This is a genomic window from Empedobacter stercoris (assembly GCF_025244765.1).
Taxonomy (GTDB): Bacteria; Bacteroidota; Bacteroidia; order Flavobacteriales; family Weeksellaceae; genus Empedobacter; species Empedobacter stercoris.
Genome location: NZ_CP104209.1, coordinates 2670586 through 2688613 on the forward strand (window position 1 = coordinate 2670586; position 18028 = coordinate 2688613).

The following is an 18028-nucleotide window of genomic DNA, read 5'->3' on the forward strand; positions in this document are numbered from 1 at the left end:
CCTTTTAAATAAGATCAATTTTTAATGGAAAATTTTCACATCCCAACGAACGAAAAGCAAAGATTGCAAGCCGTTTACGATTATAATTTGCAAGGACATGATAAAGACGAAGAGTTGGAGGTTTTTGCAAATGCTGCGAGTTTGATTTGTAATGCGCCAATTGCGTTAATTTCTATTTTTGATGAAAATTATCAAGTGATTAAAGCAAATTGTGGAATAGATGTAGATATTGTTCCACGTCAACAAACTATTTGTCAATTTTCTTTAATGGAAGAAGAAATTTTGGTGATTGATGATGTGACGAAATTTGAACCTGCAAAAAATATTGCTGGAGTAAAAGCTGCAAATATTAAGTTTTATGCTGGTGTTCCGTTGATTGATGACAATGGAAATGTTTTGGGGACATTATGTGTAAACGATCATTATCCAAGAACGTTAGACGAAAAACAACGCAATTTATTGATTCAATTAGGGAAAAATATTACAAAATTATTGGTCAGTAAAAAACGAAAAAAAGACGCTGCTTACTTTCAAAATATCTATAAAATTTCGAATAATTTAATTGGAGTTGCTGATATTAATGGTGTATTGAAATCAATTAACCCAGCTTTTAAAAAAGTTTTAGAAGTTAAAAATGACCAATTAATTCGTTCAAAAAATTTCTTAGACTTTGTTTCGGAAAAGGATAAGAAAAAAGTTCAAATGTTTTTGGCTGATTTGAAAACTAATTCAGGTTCTATTGACTTCAAATGTTTGATGTGTTCAATAGAAACGAAAGAAGAAAAAATGGTTGAATGGTATACTAAATTAAACACTTCGTATGATAACGAGATTTTCTTATTTGGACGAGATATTACACTTGAAAACTCTAAAAAGGAGGAACTAGAAAACAGTGAACGTAAGTTTAGAAATTTTTTCAATTCTTCGCTTGGTTTAATGACGATTCACGATTTGGATGGTAATATTTTATCCATTAACAAAAAAGGTTTAGAATCGATAGGTTATACTGAAGAAGAATCGAAAGATTTGGATCTTAAAAAATTAATCCCAAAATCTAATCAAAAAGAATATCAAATCTATATAGAGACGATTTTAAGTAAAAAGCAAGATTCTGGTTTGATGAGCTTGATTAAGAAAGATGGTTCGTTAACATATTGGTTATACAATAATATTTTGGACAAAGATAATGATGGAAATCCGATTGTGATGAGTACTGCGGTTGATATGACGCAACGAATAATCTTGGAAAGAGACTTGAATCGTGTTCGTCAGTTACTAGATCATACGTACGAAGTTGCCAATGTTGGAGGTTGGAAATACGATTTAGTTAAGCAAAAATTAATTTGGACTGATATAACGAAAAAAATCCATGAAGTTGAACTAGATTATGAACCAAATGTAGAAACTTCACTCAATTTTTATGAAGCAAAAAGTAGTTATCCAAAAATAAAGAAAGCTTTTAGAGATGCGGTAGAAAAAGGAATCGGATATGATATGGAGTTACAAATAGTTACCCAAAAAGGAAAAACAATTTGGGTAAGATGTAAAGGAATTCCAGAGTTCGTAAATGGAAAATGTGTTAGCGTTTTTGGAACTTTTCAGGATATTGATGAGAGAAAACGTTATACGTTAGAGTTGGCTCGACAAAAAGCTATTTTCGAAACATTTATTAATCATGTACCTGCATCTGTTGCAATGTTTGATAAGGATATGAATTATCTAACTTTGAGTAATCAATGGTGTGATGAATTTGTAGTAAAAAAGAAAAATGTGATCGGAAAATCTCATTATGAAATGTACAATGTTCCAGAAGAAAGAAAAGCGATTTATGACGCTTGTTTGCAAGGTGAAAGTTATTCGGATGAAGATATGATTTATCGCACACCAAAATATGATACGGATCAACACTATTTATGGGCGATTCATCCGTGGTATATCAACAAAAAACAGATTGGTGGTCTGATTATGTTTTCGCAAAATATAACAGAATCTGTCAAGAAAAATAAAGAACTTAAAAAAGCTAAAAAGAATGCTGATCTCGCTAGTAAGGCAAAGTCTGAATTTTTAGCAAATATGAGCCACGAGATTCGAACGCCGTTAAATGGTGTGATTGGTTTCTCTGATTTATTGTTGAAAACGCCACTTAATCCGACTCAAAAACAATATTTGAATTTTATTAATGATTCTGCAAATTCATTATTGTCAATAATAAATGATATTTTAGATTTCTCTAAAATTGAATCCGGTCGAATGGATGTTTTGATAGAAAAAAATAATTTGTTCGAGTTAGGAAATCAAGTAATCAATGTGATTCTTTATCAAGCCGAAAACAAAAAAATTGAATTATTGTTGAATATAGATAATAATTTACCTCAATTTATTTGGATTGATGAAGTTCGTCTAAAACAAGTTTTGATTAATCTACTTGGGAATGCCGTGAAATTCACCGAAAAAGGTGAAATAGAACTTAAAATTAGTCAAGTCGAACCAATTAAAGAAGGGAAGAAAGCGAAACTTAGATTCTCTGTTCGCGATACTGGAATTGGGATTAAACCAGAGAAACAATCCAAAATTTTTGATGCTTTTACACAAGAAGATAGTACTGTAAGTAAACGTTTTGGAGGAACAGGATTAGGGTTAACCATTTCAAATAAATTGTTAAATTACTTCGGAAGTCATTTAGAATTGGAAAGTGAAGTCGACAAAGGCTCTACATTTTACTTTGATTTGGAAGTGGATTACGAGTATAATTTTAATCAACAATTTGACCATTTAGACGAGATAAAACATGTTCTGATTGTGGATGATAACCAAAGTAATCAGGTTATTTTGAAGCATATGTTAGAGTTTAAAAAAATCACTTCTGACCTTGCAAATAACGGAATGGAGGCGTTGCAAAAAGTGTTGAATGGTGAAGTGTATGATGTTATTTTGATGGATTATCACATGCCTGTTTTAAATGGTTTAGAAACAATTCAGAAAATAAAAGAATACGTTGAGTCGAAACAAACAAAAATACCTTTAGTGTTATTGCATAGCTCATCTGAAGATGAATTTTTGATTCAGAAAGCTAAAGAATTAGGGATAAATTCTCGTTTATTAAAACCAATAAAATCAGAAGAATTATTCGAAACATTACGAAAAAGTATCATCGATTCGAAGGAAAATCAAACATTAGAAATAGAAGAACCAAACGAAAATACACAAGATTTTTCTAAACAATTTCATATTCTTATTGCTGATGATAATATGGTGAATATGGCACTGAATCAGCAAATCATAAAAAATATAGCACCAAATAGTGTGTTGTACACGGCTATAAATGGAGCTGAAGCAGTAGCTGTTTGTCAAGAAAATCAAGTTGATTTAATTTTAATGGATATTCAAATGCCAGAAATGAATGGTATTGATGCAACGAAATTTATTCGATTGATTAATAATTATCAAGATGTCCCGATTATTGCCGTTACAGCGGGAAATGTGAAAGGCGAAAAAGAAAGATGTCTTGAGGTTGGTTTGACTGACTTCTTAGCGAAGCCAATTCGAGAAAATGATATAGTAGATATGATGAAAAAATGGTTGGATTTTTCTCAAGAAACGCAAAATGAAAACGAAGATTTTGGAAATCATATTGATGTATCAATGATTGATAATTATACAAAAGATGATGAATCGTTCAGAAAAACATTTATCGAAATTATTATCAATGAATTAGAAAAAGACAAAATAGCGTTTAATACGCATAGTAATAATAGAAATTTAGCACAAATCAATCAATTAGGTCACAAAGTAAAAGGAACTTCGAAAACGGCTGGACTTTTTATTTTGGCTGATTTAACTGAACAAATTGAAAAAGCAACTACGATTAACTACGTAGAAGAAAACCAACTTATTATGCGAATAGAAAACGAAATTGAATTAGTTATTAATTATTTAAAAAATATTTAAAAACCAATAGAATGCAGATTTTAATTGCCGAAGACGACGAATTGATTTTAAAAACAATTGAGCATAAACTTAAAAAAGAAGGCTATACAGTTGTTTTATCACGAAATGGAAAAGAAGCAATCAACAAAATAGAGACAGAAGATATTGATCTGATTATTACTGATATTATGATGCCTTTTGCTTCTGGTTTGGAGATTATTAGTGCTGTTAGAAAGAGTAAAAATGCTGAAACACCTATTATTATTTTGTCGTCTTTAGGACAAGAAGATGTGGTTGTGGAAGCTTTTGATCTTGGTGCAAATGATTTTATGGTAAAACCATTTAGTCCTGTTGAATTATCAGTACGCGTAAAAAAAATCTTAAAATAATACAATGATTATCCTACAAATCATAACATATACCGAGTTAATCGTAGGAATTTATATTCTACTTATTTTACTTTATTTGATTATCATATATACATTGTTGAAAAGTATTATTGAATATAAAATCATTACAAAGAAAAATAAGTGGAATGCGATTATTGATCAAGAGATTTATGAAACGATTTTAGAAGAAAATAATCAACAGAATACAGATTTTAATGATTATTTAAAATCAAGTTTATTCAAACATTATTTCATTAAAAAACTCCTAAAAGCAGAACATAACTTTTCGGGAAATTCTAAAGAGAATATTCGTAATTTATTTGGACAATATCAACTCAAGAAAATATCCTTACAAAAATTAAACAGTAAAAAAGGACACGAAATAGCCGAAGCTATACAAGAAGTGACAGCCATGAATTGCATCGAAACTTTGCCTAAAATTAAAACTTTGCTACATCATAGAAATGAGTTGGTTCGTACAGAAGCTCAATATGGTTTGGTGAAATTCTCTGGTTTTGAAGGTTTATATTTTTTGGATGATTTACAAGAACAATTAACAGATTGGCATCAATTAAAATTATTGGAAGCAATTAACACTTTACCAAATAATGATGAGGTTGAGCAGTCAATTTCGAATTGGTTGAAATCAACGAATCAGAGTGTAAAAGTTTTTGCGATGAAATTGATTCGTAAGTTTCAATTGTTACAAATGCACGATTTGGTTGCGGAAAATTTGCACGATTCTGATGAAAAAACCTTGAAAGAAACAATTAAAACTTTGGTTAGAATCGAAAGTGAAACCACTTCAACTTTATTCATTCATCATTACGAAAGATATGAAGAGAAATTTCAATTGCAAATTTTGAAAGCTTTAGAACTAATTTCAAATCCAGAAAATAGTTTATTCTTGAAAACTCAGGCGATAGAAAATGAATCATTTTCAGTAAAAAAAGCAAGTGTGAAAGCATTGATCCATTGTTGTGATAAAAATGAGGTATTACAACTTTCAACTCAATCAAATTCTCCCGAATTAAGACAAATTATTAATCAAATTATTCAAGAACACTAATCATGAATTGGCTTGAAACCGCTTTCGATTTTTTTATTTATGGATTTCTTTTTTATTCTATCCTTTTAATTATTGTGTATGGATGGATTGGACTTTACGCAAAAGGAGCGATTAAATCATATATCCGAAAAAATAGTTTTACAGATTATTCCCTGATTGCAACTTCTTCAAATGCGCCAACGTTTAGTCTTATTGCTCCAGCTTATAATGAAGGGGCAACAATTGTAGAAAATGTACGCTCGTTGTTGTCGTTGTATTATAATCAGCTCGAAATTATTATTGTAAATGATGGATCCAAAGATGATTCGTTGCAACGATTAATTGAGGCGTATGATTTGATTAAAATAGATTATTTTGTTGAGGGAAATATCAAAACAAAACCCATAAATGCGATTTATAAAAGTACCAATCCTGTTTTTAAAAAATTGGTAATTGTTGACAAAGTAAATGGTGGAAAATCGGATGCGTTAAATGTTGGAATTAACATCGCTACAAATGATTATATTGTTTGTATTGACGTTGATTGTATCTTAGAACAAGATGCCATCCTAAAGCTTGCTAAACCTTTTATGGACGAAGCAAAAGCTAAAGTAATTGCTTGTGGTGGCGTGATAAGATTGGCCAATAATTGTACGATTATCGACGGTAAAATTGTAGATGTTAATTTGCCAAAAACTCGTTTGGGTAGAGCTCAAGCGTTAGAATATATCAGAGCGTTTGTTTTGGGAAGAATGGCATGGTCGCGTGCCAATGGATTGATGTTGATATCAGGTGCTTTTGGTGCTTTTGATCGCGAAATTGTATTGCAATGTGGAGGTTACGATCACGATACTGTAGGAGAGGACATGGAATTGGTGGTGCGCATGCGTCGTTATATGCACGAAAACAAGTTACCTTATAAAGTTGTTAATATTCCGGATCCGCTTTGTTGGACCGAAGTTCCTGAAAGTAAAGAAATTTTAAATAAACAGCGCAATCGTTGGATGCGTGGAACGATAGAAACATTGTGGAAACATCGTATTTTATTTTTCAATCCGAAATATGGAAAGTTAGGGATGATGAGCTATCCTTATTGGTTTTTCTTTGAGTTTTTAGGTCCAATTATCGAGTATCTTGGATGGATTATTTTCTTTATTCTAATGTTTTTAGGGTTGATCAATTGGCATATTTTCTTTCCTTTAATGATTTTTGTATTGCTTTACGGAATTTTATATTCGATTTATGCCATTTTGATTGATTTGATGACGTATAACGTTTACAACAAGAAAGGAGATATTCCAAAATTGTTTTTAACCGCGTTTATAGAGCCATTTACTTTTCATCCTTTTGTAGTTTTAGCTGCCGTAAAAGGAGTAAAGGATTTCTTTTTGAAAAATAATTCATGGGGAGAAATGACGCGACAAGGTTTTGGAGGAAATCAAGCAAAAGAGTTGTCTGTTTTGCAAAAAATGAAATTAGGATTTGTGAATTTAGTTCAACAAACGACTTTTATTTCATTGATTTATCTTTTACTTTTTGGGGTATCTACAATTGTTGAAATTTCTTTTTATAAACAAAATTTAACCCCACATGCTCATCAAACATTATTTCTTGATTTATTTGTTCACAATATTGATTTTGCTTTAGACAGTATTTTTATCGTTAGTTTAATTTACTTCTTATTGCAATTTTATTCTATCGGTTGGGCGAAGAAATGGGTTATTTTTGCTTATTCATTTTTAATTGTTGCAAATATAGGATTGATAAAATATTTTGAAACGACGCTCAACTTATTAGGTTCCGATTTATTTTTATACACATTCGATGAGTTAAAGCTGATTATTGGAGCTTCTGGTGTTATGAATGTTACCAATATTATTCTATCTCTGGTTGTAATTAGTTTATTGACGTTGATTTTTACGTACAGTTATAAATTAAAAATCAAGCAGAAATATCTCCAATTTCCGCTGATTGTACTAAGTCTTTTCGCGATTATTATTCCGATTAATCTGTTTGTAAAGGATGCAGAGAATGATGAGTTTTCGTCTAATTTAGTTTTAAGTAAATCGTCTTATTTTTTCTCTAATTCTTTAGAACAATTTGCTGAAGATAAAATAACCGAAATTGATTTCTTGAATGCAAATTCAACTGCAAAGAATCAAGATAACCGAAATTATCCAGACAAAGAAAATTATCCATTTTTATACCAAGATGATAACCAAAACTTTTTTGCAAAACAATTCAATTTATCAACTGAAAAGCCAAATGTTGTTTTTATTGTAATTGAAGGTTTGGGGAGAGCATATAGCAACGACGGAGCGTATTTAGGATCGTTTACACCTTATATTGATCAACTATCTAAAAAGAGTTTGTATTGGGAAAATGGATTGAGTACGACGGGAAGAACATATGGTGTTCTACCAGCGTTAACAGGTTCTTTGCCATTTGCTGAAAATGGTTTTATGGAGCAAAATAACTTACCTCAACATTTCAACTTGTATAATTTATTGAAAAGTAATGGTTATAAAACGGGGTATTTTTATGGTGGTGATGCAGATTTTGACTTTATGTCTAAGTATTTGTATTATTCGCAAGTGGAAACGATTATAGATGAAGATGATTACGGAAACGATTATGCGAAAATCCCTTCGAATAATGGCTTTTCTTGGGGATATGATGATCATTCGGTTTTTAAAAAATATTTAACAATACAGAAAGAAGATGGTCAACCTTATTTTAATGTTTTAATGACTTTAGCGACGCATAGTCCATTCTTGATAAACAATGTTGAGAAATACAATAAACAGTTTGATAAGTTGGTTGAAACAAGAAATTATGATGCGACAACTTTAGCTACAATCAAAAAATATAAGCAGCAATTGGTTACTTTTTTAAGTGTAGACGATGCGTTAAAAAATTTTTTTGAAACATATCAAAAACGTTCAGATTTTAATCAAACTATTTTTGTGATAACAGGAGATCATAGAATGCCAGAAGTGCCGATGGAAACGAAAATAGATCGTTTTCATGTGCCAATTATAGTGTATTCACCGTTATTGAAATCACCAAAAAAGATGTCGAATATTGTCACGCATTTTGATATTGCCCCAACATTTGCGACTTATTTTAGAGATTCATATAGAATGAACTTACCGCACCATGTAACATGGATGGGACAAAATCTGGAAAATGGTAAGTCAAATTTCAGAAAACAAGGTGTTCCGCTAATGCAAAACAAGAATATTTTGGATGATTATGTTTTCGAAAATTATCATTTGTCAGGAGGGAAGTTATATCGAATCGAAAAGAATTTAACAGAAGATCTTGAACAAAATTCAAAAATGGAAGATGAGTTAAAGAATCGTATGAAGTCGTTTAAAACAAAAAACCATTCGTTGAAAAATATTCAAAAAATGGTTCCTGATTCTATATTTAACCGTTATATCAATTAGAATTTTCGGCTGTACGAAACGCTTACATCAAATTGATTTCCTTTTTGATTTGGACGATATTCCTGGTTATAATAATTTGCACCGATTGTAATTAAATTCAAATCTTTGATCGAAAAATTATAATTAGCTCCAATTTTAAAGGATTTCAATTTGTAAGTAGTATTTTCTAAAAGATTATTGTTAAAATCTTCTGGAGAAATACCTGTCCCTATCGCTAAACTTAAATAATTATTAGCATCACCCGTATAATAACGCGTTGTAAAGGTATACGAATGAGAGATGTTATGATCGCTTGGAGTAACAAATGCTCTTAAGTTAAACCAATAATTTTTGTAGTATTTTCCGATAGATCCTGTAAACATCCAAACATCATCAGAAAAATGAAGTTGACGATATCCTAATTCAGCTTCAAAACTCTTTGGTAAATTTGCATATAATGATGCCCCTGTACGGTATTTTGGGAAAATACCATCACTATCTGAATATCCACCACCAATATACATGTAAAATGTCTTAGAGAGTCTCGGATAAGCTTCTACTTCGTATTGTACACCATTATCTTTAAATTTGTTGGCGTAATTCACTTTAAAAATCAATGAGCCCAAAGCAGTTTGACGTTTGTAACTGACTGAAACTTGATGCCAATCATCAGCAAATTGTTTATCGAAATGTGAATAATTGTAATTTACACCAATTGCATTTTTCGTATTATTAATTTCGATGCGATTAGCCAATTCGCGTGCTTCCGTATTTTTAGGATTAATCGCAATTAATTCTTTGATTGTTTCTGATGCATCACTATAAAGATCCCCTGAATTCTGAATCTTAGCTTTTAACAATAATAGTTCTTCATGCTTAGGGTATTTAATTAAACCACGATCAATGATAGATATAGCTTCTGTATAATTCTCATTCCAATATTCAAGCGAAGTGTAGGCCAAATAAAAATCAGTTGAAGGATCCATGGTTTTTTCTATATTCTGAAAAACTTTTCGAGCTTCATCCGTTTCATCATTCCATGTGTAAATTCTTCCCAAGAAAACAGCTATATCAGTATATTCTGGAGATTGTGCTAAAGCTTGTAAAGCTAATTTCTTTGCAGCTGTATAATCTTTTTCTTCGAAAGCTTTGTGTCGAGCTTCTAGAAATAAATCATCTGAACTTTTTGTTTCTTGGCTATAAGAAAATAAAGGTAAAAAGGTAAGAGTAAATAGGGCCTTTCTTAAAAATGATTGTTGAATCATGTGTTAAAAACGTACTTTGTTAAAGCGATAAAGATATAATTATTTGAAGCATAAAAAAAGCCCAAGAAAATAAATTCTTGAGCTTTGTTGTACCTCAGGCGGGACTTGAACCCGCACGTCCTAATGGACACAGGATTTTAAGTCCTGCGTGTCTACCAATTCCACCACCAAGGCATCCACTTCTAAGAAAGAAGTTGAGCGGGAAACGAGACTCGAACTCGCAACATTCAGCTTGGAAGGCTGACGCTCTACCAATTGAGCTATTCCCGCGTGTAAATTGTAAAAATCAAATTAAAAAGTACCTCAGGCGGGACTTGAACCCGCACGTCCTAATGGACACAGGATTTTAAGTCCTGCGTGTCTACCAATTCCACCACCAAGGCAAAATTTGATTTTTGAATTTAATATTTCAAAGAGCGGGAAACGGGGCTCGAACCCGCGACCTCAACCTTGGCAAGGTTGCGCTCTACCAGCTGAGCTATTCTCGCGATTGGAGTGCAAATATATAAAATCAATTTCTAATAATCCAAATGAAATTTGAATAAAATTTCAAAAATATAGTTGCACTTCTATTAATTAGTTGATAGGCATTAACATATCAGCTACTTCTTTTATTTTATCTTTCATCTTTTTACGGTGAACGATCATATCAACGAAGCCTTTTTCTAATAAAAATTCAGAAGTTTGGAATCCTTCTGGTAAATCTCTACCAATTGTTTCTTTGATAACACGTGGTCCAGCGAATCCAATTAATGCGCCTGGCTCAGCCATAATCACGTCACCAATAGATCCGAAAGAAGCTGTAATACCTCCGAAAGATGGATTCGTTAACACTGTAATGTAAGGAATATTGTGGTCTGCTAATTGAATTAATTTAGCTTCTACTTTTGCTAATTGCATTAACGAAATTGCAGCTTCCATCATACGCGCTCCACCTGATTGTGTAATGATTACATACGGTGTTTTGTGTTTGATTGAATAATCAATTGCACGTGCGATTTTTTCTCCCATTACAGAACCTAAAGAACCTCCAATGAATTTGAAATCCATACAAGAAATAGTAATGTCACGGCCATGAATTTTTCCAGTCGCATTGCGAATAGAATCTGTCATTCCCGTTTTCTTTTTAATTTCTTTTAAACGATCTTTATAAGGCTTTGTATCTGTCCAATTCAAAGGGTCTTTACTTTCTACTTTTGTGTCTAATTCTGTGAATTTTCCTTCGTCAAATAAGATGTCAAAGTATTCTTGAGAACCAATTTGTACGTGATGATCATCCTCTGGACTTACATACGCGTTCGCTTTTAATTCTTCAGTTTCGATAATTTTTCCTGATGGTGTTTTGTACCATAAGCCTTTCTTAACGTCTTTTTTTGACTCTGTAGGCGTTGTAATATTTTTCTTGCTTCTTATAAACCAAGGCATATTCTCTGTTTTTATTTGAATAGAAAAATCTCTTTTGAAGATTATCCTAAAGTATTAACATTATTTAAATCGTGGCAAGCTTGGATTAATCTTTCTTTGAAAGAAATTTCTCCTGCTCTTAACCATACACGTGGGTCGTAGTATTTTTTATTTGGAGATTCAGCACCATCTGGGTTACCAATTTGTCCTTGTAAATACGCTGCATTTTCGTCAAAATATTTGCGAACACCTTCCATAAATGCATATTGTAAATCTGTATCAATATTCATTTTAATCACTCCATAGCTAATTGCTTCTCTGATTTCTTCTAAAGTAGAACCAGAACCTCCATGGAAAACAAAATTTACAGCGTTTTCTACATTATATTTTTCGTTGATGTATTTCTGAGAGTTATCTAAAATTTTTGGTGTTAAAACAACATTACCAGGTTTGTAAACTCCGTGTACATTACCAAATGCAGCTGCAATCCAGAAATTATTAGAAACTGATTTTAAATTCTCGTAAACATAAGCTACTTCTTCTGGTTGAGTATATAACAAAGAGTTATCAACATTGGAATTGTCAACGCCATCTTCTTCACCTCCTGTGATACCTAATTCCATTTCCAACGTCATTCCGACTTTAGACATTCGATCTAAGTATCTTTTACACGTTTCTACGTTTTCTTCTAATGGCTCTTCAGATAAGTCTAACATATGAGAACTAAATAAAGTCTTTCCGAATTTATTGAAATGTTCTTCGTTAGCATCCATAATACCATCAATCCAAGGTAATAATTTTTTTGCACAATGGTCAGTATGTAAAATTACTGTAGCTCCATATGCCTCAGCTAATGTATGAATATGTTTTGCACCTGCAATAGCTCCTTTAATAGCAGAAAGTTGATTTTCACCTTTTAATCCTTTTCCAGCATTAAAAGCAGCACCTCCGTTAGAAAATTGAATAATAAGAGGAGAGTTGACTTCTACTGCAGCTTCCATTGCAGCATTAACTGTATCTGAACCAATGACATTACACGCAGGTAAAGCGTACTGATTAGCTTTTGCATCATTAATGATGTCTTGAACTAATGAACCGGTTGCAACCCCGGCTGGAAATTTTCTGCTCATTATGTTAGTATTTTGTGAAACAAATATAGATGTTTTTTTAGAAAGGATAATTAATTCCGAAGTGTAATCTTGGTTTCAAGATATTAAAATTATCAAATTGCCAACGTTCACCTATTTCGTATGAAGGATCATAAATTTTGTAACCTAAATCAAATCTTACAATTGCAAACGTACCAATGTGGTAACGGAAACCTACACCAGACCCAATTCCTAATTCTTTATAAAAATCTTTGAACTTGAATAATGTTTCTTGTCGATCTTTATTAACGCCCCAAATATTACCAGCATCAATAAAATATGCACCTTCTAAACTTCCGAAAAGATGGAAACGATATTCAGCATTGAATAACAATTTCATACTCTCAAATTCTAAACTCTGATTTTTTGAATTGATACGAGGTTTACTTCCAGGACCTAATGTCAATGGAGCCCAACCACGCACATCATTTGCACCTCCTGCCGAATAACTTCTTACAAATGGCGCTGTGTCTGAATTTCCGTAAGGTTGAATAATACCAAATAAAAATCGACCAGCTATGCTTGAATTCGAATTCATTTTAAATTTTCGACGAACATCAATGTCCAATTTTACGAATTGAGAATAAGGAATGCCAAAAATTAATCCTGCTTGATTTCCATCTCGATCAGGTTCAGCTTTATTAAAACCAAAGGCTTTGTCCAAACCTCGTAAAACATTTCCAGCTAACTCAATTCTAGCTTGTATAAACCACGGATTACTTTTTGGACGAAAGGCATTTTCTTGATTGTATGTAAATTGATATATAAATGAATTAATCAATATATTTTGAGAAATGTTTGCTTTTCTGTATAACATGTTTTCAAAATCAACATATAATCTTGCATCTTCTCCTGTTAACGAGTTCTGAAATCCTTTGTCTGCCTCAATAGCGTCTGTTAATTCATCATCTGTTACATAAATTGGTGCATCTGGATTGTATTCGTAATAGAGTTTTTTTACTTCTTCTTTTGTTGTATTATCTCTAGTAAAAACTTCGTAATAGCGATCTTTTTTACGATTATTGATAAATTCAGTGTTGAAAATAGAGACTTTGTGTTGAAATTCTGAACTCGAAATATCCATATCAAAACCAAAGCCATAAGTCGTTTTATCTAAACCTACATTTTTCTGCGTACTTGCATTCATTCTGATTGCCGATTCAGCAGAGAAACGTTTAGGTAAAATATTATCAAGATTAATAGGTGTTAACAAATAAGGAAACTTCAATTTGGTTTCAATTCCAACTTCGTAAGCATTCAAGAAAGCTTTATTCATCGAGAAATCTTTGTTAACCGAACCCAATGTTCCTTTTAACGTTGTTTCTAAATTTTCTCCTCCACCAAATAAATTCCTCGAAGTTAAGGTCATCCCGGGAGAAATTGCAAAATTCATATAACGAGAAGCGTAACTTTCGACAAATAAATTCAAATCGTATTTCTTTTTAGGCGTAAAAAAAACATCAACATTCAAAATCGAATCTTGTTTGGTTATTCTAAATCCATGTAAGTTGATATTTTCTTTTTTGAAAATATTTCGTTTTGTTTGAATTTCTTGTCGTTGGCGATACAATTGATTTGGTCGAATTACAAATGCATCTGTAAAATATCGAGGACGATATTCTGGTTCTTTTGTATAAAAAACGTTGTAATCTTTGTATTCTTTTTTGATTAATGAACTTTCGTCATCAACTATATTGCGCGAATCGGCATAGATATTGACCTTCCCAAAACGATATTGCGTAAAAGGAGTAATACTATCAATTTTCAACGAATCTTGACTAAGTTTATCAATAAACATCGTGACATCAAGGCGCTTATTGCTTTTTAATGTATCCGCTTCAAAGTATAAATCTTCTCCCGTGTCATTAAAATCATAGTAACCTCTGTTCTTTAATAAATCAACAATACGATCACGTTCTTCTTCAAATTTATCAAAGTTGTATTGATCTCCAGCATGTAACACAGTTTGTTTTCCCAAAGGAGAATTCAAGTATTCTTCAATTTTAACATCGGAAATTTTTTGAGTAAACGTTTCGATATAAGATGGTTCACCTAATTTAATATCATAAATGGTTTCTGCTTTTTTCGAAACCGAATCTTTGTCATAAGAAACAGCTACTTTCGAATCGAAATAACCTTTGTCATGAAATAATCGATTTAAGTTCTTTGCCGAAAATTCTGACTGTTCTTCGTCTAATAAAATTGGTGCTTCACCTTGGCTAAAATAAAGACGTTCTTTCCACAAACTTTGTCCAACATATTGGTTCAGATTATTTTTTGTTAACAAACTATCCAATAACTTTTGGTTACGGAAAGGGGCGTCTACACGATAATATTCCTGAAATGTCTCATCAAACTTTGCAGGCGACCAATTGTACACCCATTGCCAAAGAGGAAAAAATCCTAAGAACTTTCCAGCAGGCTTTTGTTTTACATAATCACTTAAATCTTTGTTGATTATCGCCTTTTTCTTCTTTATATCAGGATCCTCTTTATCGTATTCAAATTTGTTTTTTACAAACAAATATTCTCCTTCAGGAACTTTTTTAGTTGTACTACAGCTATAAAAAAGTAATCCCAAACAAGAGATAAGTGCTATATTTGTTGTAATTTTTTTTTGCATAAATATGTTATCAAATAACGTTATTAAGATAATAACATCTCTCGGTTCTAAAAAATATAGACAAAAATATAATTTGTTTGTCGTAGAAGGTGTTAAAAATATTGGGGAAGTTATAAAAAGTTCTATAAATATTAAAGAATTATTTATAATTGAAGACTTTTGGCCCGAAGCAACACACATCAAAAAGACATTTATAGAAGAAAAAGAGTTGAAAAAGATCAGTTTCTTAACAACTCCTAATGTTGGTCTTGCACTTTGTCAATTACCAAATTATGATGAAAATATCCAATTAAAAGGTTTGTCGATTGCGTTGGATGATATTCGAGATCCAGGAAATTTAGGCACAATTATCCGTTTGGCTGATTGGTTTGGTGTAGAGGATATTCTTTGTTCCAAAGAATCAGTTGATATGTACAACCCAAAAGTTGTGATGTCGACAATGGGATCTTTTACACGAGTGAAGGTGCATTATATTGATTTAGAAAAATATTTATCCCAATATAAAGGAAACATTTTCGGAACTTTTATGGAAGGAGAGTCTATATACGAGCAGATACTTCCACAAGAAGGTATCTTGGTAATGGGGAACGAAGCAAATGGTATCTCAAAAGAAATTGAGGCGTTGACGACAAATAAACTAAGCATTCCGTTTTTTGGGACAAATGGTTCTACAGAAAGTCTAAACGTTGCCGTTGCAACAAGTGTCATCTTAGGCGAGTTTAAGTCTCAACTTTCGCACAAATCATAAAAAAAACTTAATGTTTGCAAACGGGTTATTATTCCACAAATAAATATATACTTTAGTGCGAACAAACAAATAGATTAAGAAAAAACACATGAAATATGTAGCGGTTGTTCTTGCTTCTGCCATGCTTTTTATGGGAAGTTGTAGCAAGAAAAACGAACAAAAAGAAGAACTTAGAAAGAAGGATCCGCATGCTTTGCGCTTTGATTCGTTGGATTGGAAGGCAGATTTCAAGCCAATGCACTACACACAAGCAGAGATTAATGATTACCGAAACAAAGTAAATACCTATTATCAAGACTTTTGGGTCAATGGAAATGTAAGTGGAGGTTTGCTGATTGTTAAGAATGGTCAAGTACTTTTAGAGAAATATCAAGGGATGGCAGACCAAAGAAATCAGCGTCCTATCACTCCCGAAACCCCTATTCATATTGCATCTATCTCGAAGGTTTTTACATCTGTTGCTATTCTAAAGTTGGTAGAGAAAGGTAAAATTACATTAGATCAAAAGGTAAATACACTGTTAAATAATTTTCCTTACGAGGACATCACAGTTCGTCATTTGCTAAATCACCGCAGTGGTTTACCAAATTATGCCAACGTTTTGTGGAATGGTAAGAAGGTGATGATGGATCGCGAGAAGCCAATTTCTAATCAAGATGTGTTAGATATCTTCACCGAACACGATGTTAAACAAATTCGTTCAGCAGATAAAGGTTTTTATTACTCAAACACCAATTATGCTTTTCTTGCTTTAATCATCGAAAAGATAATGAAAATGCCTTACCCTAAGGCGATGAAATACATGGTTTTTGACCCGCTTGAGATGAAAAACACCTTTGTTTTTGAGTATGATCGCGATAAAGATACAGTAGCTCGTTCGTACAAATACAATGGTTATGAGTGGGCTTGGGACGATTTTGACCGTACTTATGGCGACAAAAACATCTATTCTACACCAAGAGATCTGTACAAATTAGACATTGCCATGTATTCGAACAATTTTTTACCAAAGAAAATCAAGAAAGAAGCTTTCAAAGGATATAGTTACGAGCAAAAAGGTTATAAGAATTATGGACTTGGAATACGTTTGTTAGAATACGAAGATGGTAAAAAATTGTTGTATCACAATGGTTGGTGGCACGGGAACAATACTGTTTTTGTACACGATGTTAACAATCAATTCACGATAATAGCTTTAGGAAATAAGCAGAACAAAAATATATATAGTGCCTTTAGATTAGTAGGGCTTACCGATACTTATCCTATAAAAGCACCCATAAAAGATTCGATGAAATAAGACGAACAAAGAAGTATAAGGCTGCATATTGTGCACAATCTTCATTAAATTTTATCATAAAAAGTAAAAGCTTTCATTCATTTGAAAGCTTTTTTTAATGCTCTTTTTTCGTATGATACTGATAATCAACAAATTTATTTTGTGAATTAAATATAAAGTATTAATTTAGAGTTAATTAACTATTAACCTGAAAATACTTTTAATTATGGCAATAAAATACAACGTTATTCAAAAAGCTTATCCAGGAGATCCTACTGGTCCTAAAAAGTTTTATGCAAATTCTATTGCAGATGGTGAAATCTCTCTTCGTAGATTAAGTAAAGAAATCGCTCAAACTTCTTCCGTTAGTGAAAGTGATGTCTATGCATCGTTGATTGATTTAGCAAAAATGTTAGCTAAACATTTGGCAGATGGTAAAATTGTTCGCTTAGGAGATTTTGGATCTTTTCAGATAAGTATAAGTAGCGAAGGTGCAGATTCAATTTCAAAAGTAACTTCTGCTTCTATTAAAAATTCTAAAATACTTTTTAGACCTGGCATTGATCTTCGAGAGACTTTAGCGACTTTAAAGTATGAAAAAAAGAAAAGTTAATGTAATTTTTTTAACTTCTAATTGAGGCCAATAAAAAAACGTCAGTAGGTTTTGAGTAAAACCTACTGACGTTTTGAGTAAAACCTACTGACGTTTTGATTAAAACCTAACTACGTTTTATTATGAATGTTATATTGAACTATTTATTACTTTATA

General features: G+C 31.9%; 11 protein-coding genes and 4 tRNA genes. 7 read left to right on the plus strand and 8 right to left on the minus strand.

The features are described from left to right. Positions 1–24 precede the first annotated feature (24 nt). Genes NZD85_RS12670 through NZD85_RS14685 form a run of 4 tightly spaced genes read left to right on the plus strand, consistent with a single transcriptional unit; the run spans position 25 to position 8816 of the window. Positions 25–3948: a response regulator gene (locus tag NZD85_RS12670; protein WP_260542141.1), complete on the plus strand. Its 3924-nt coding sequence runs from the start codon at positions 25–27 to the stop codon at positions 3946–3948. A gap of 11 nt (positions 3949–3959) precedes the next feature. Continuing rightward, complete coding sequence (locus tag NZD85_RS12675) at positions 3960–4316, plus strand: response regulator transcription factor (RefSeq protein ID WP_260542143.1); 357 nt, start codon at positions 3960–3962, stop codon at positions 4314–4316. 4 nt (positions 4317–4320) lie between these two features. Then, complete coding sequence (locus tag NZD85_RS12680) at positions 4321–5385, plus strand: hypothetical protein (protein WP_260542145.1); 1065 nt, start codon at positions 4321–4323, stop codon at positions 5383–5385. 2 nt (positions 5386–5387) lie between these two features. Then, a complete protein-coding gene (locus NZD85_RS14685; protein ID WP_317619456.1) occupies positions 5388–8816 on the plus strand; it encodes a sulfatase-like hydrolase/transferase in 3429 nt (1142 codons plus the stop codon). On the opposite strand, the gene NZD85_RS12695 is transcribed toward NZD85_RS14685, so the two are convergent. The 8 genes from NZD85_RS12695 to tamL form a co-directional block, all read right to left on the minus strand. Then, positions 8813–10060 (minus strand): YaiO family outer membrane beta-barrel protein, encoded by a 1248-nt coding sequence (locus NZD85_RS12695; RefSeq protein ID WP_260542147.1) that lies wholly within the window; start codon positions 10058–10060, stop codon positions 8813–8815. The genes NZD85_RS14685 and NZD85_RS12695 overlap by 4 nt on opposite strands. Positions 10061–10150: 90 nt before the next feature. Next, a tRNA-Leu gene (locus tag NZD85_RS12700) sits at positions 10151–10234 on the minus strand. A 23-nt stretch (positions 10235–10257) separates the two neighbouring features. Next, a tRNA-Gly gene (locus tag NZD85_RS12705) sits at positions 10258–10330 on the minus strand. A 29-nt stretch (positions 10331–10359) separates the two neighbouring features. Further along, a tRNA-Leu gene (locus tag NZD85_RS12710) sits at positions 10360–10443 on the minus strand. A gap of 32 nt (positions 10444–10475) precedes the next feature. Continuing rightward, positions 10476–10548, minus strand: a tRNA-Gly gene (locus NZD85_RS12715). 88 nt (positions 10549–10636) lie between these two features. Then, on the minus strand, positions 10637–11485 hold the full coding sequence (gene accD / locus NZD85_RS12720; protein ID WP_171623211.1) for an acetyl-CoA carboxylase, carboxyltransferase subunit beta: 849 nt from the start codon (positions 11483–11485) through the stop codon (positions 10637–10639). 41 nt (positions 11486–11526) lie between these two features. Beyond that, the gene (gene fbaA, locus NZD85_RS12725; RefSeq protein ID WP_171623212.1) at positions 11527–12594 is read right to left on the minus strand and encodes a class II fructose-bisphosphate aldolase; all 1068 of its coding nucleotides are present in this window, start codon (positions 12592–12594) and stop codon (positions 11527–11529) included. Between the two features lie 37 nt (positions 12595–12631). Continuing rightward, positions 12632–15235, minus strand: a complete 2604-nt coding sequence (gene tamL / locus NZD85_RS12730; RefSeq protein WP_171623213.1) for a translocation and assembly module lipoprotein TamL — start codon at positions 15233–15235, stop codon at positions 12632–12634. Between the two features lie 4 nt (positions 15236–15239). Here tamL and NZD85_RS12735 point away from each other — a divergent pair, with 4 nt between their 5' ends. The 3 genes from NZD85_RS12735 (at position 15240) to NZD85_RS12745 (ending at position 17872) form a co-directional block, all read left to right on the plus strand. Beyond that, positions 15240–15983, plus strand: a complete 744-nt coding sequence (locus NZD85_RS12735; protein WP_260542149.1) for a TrmH family RNA methyltransferase — start codon at positions 15240–15242, stop codon at positions 15981–15983. Between the two features lie 88 nt (positions 15984–16071). Further along, on the plus strand, positions 16072–17280 hold the full coding sequence (locus NZD85_RS12740; RefSeq protein WP_260542151.1) for a serine hydrolase domain-containing protein: 1209 nt from the start codon (positions 16072–16074) through the stop codon (positions 17278–17280). Between the two features lie 205 nt (positions 17281–17485). Further along, entirely contained in the window at positions 17486–17872 is a 387-nt protein-coding gene (locus NZD85_RS12745) for an HU family DNA-binding protein (protein WP_260542153.1), read from the plus strand. Positions 17873–18028: the final 156 nt, after the last annotated feature.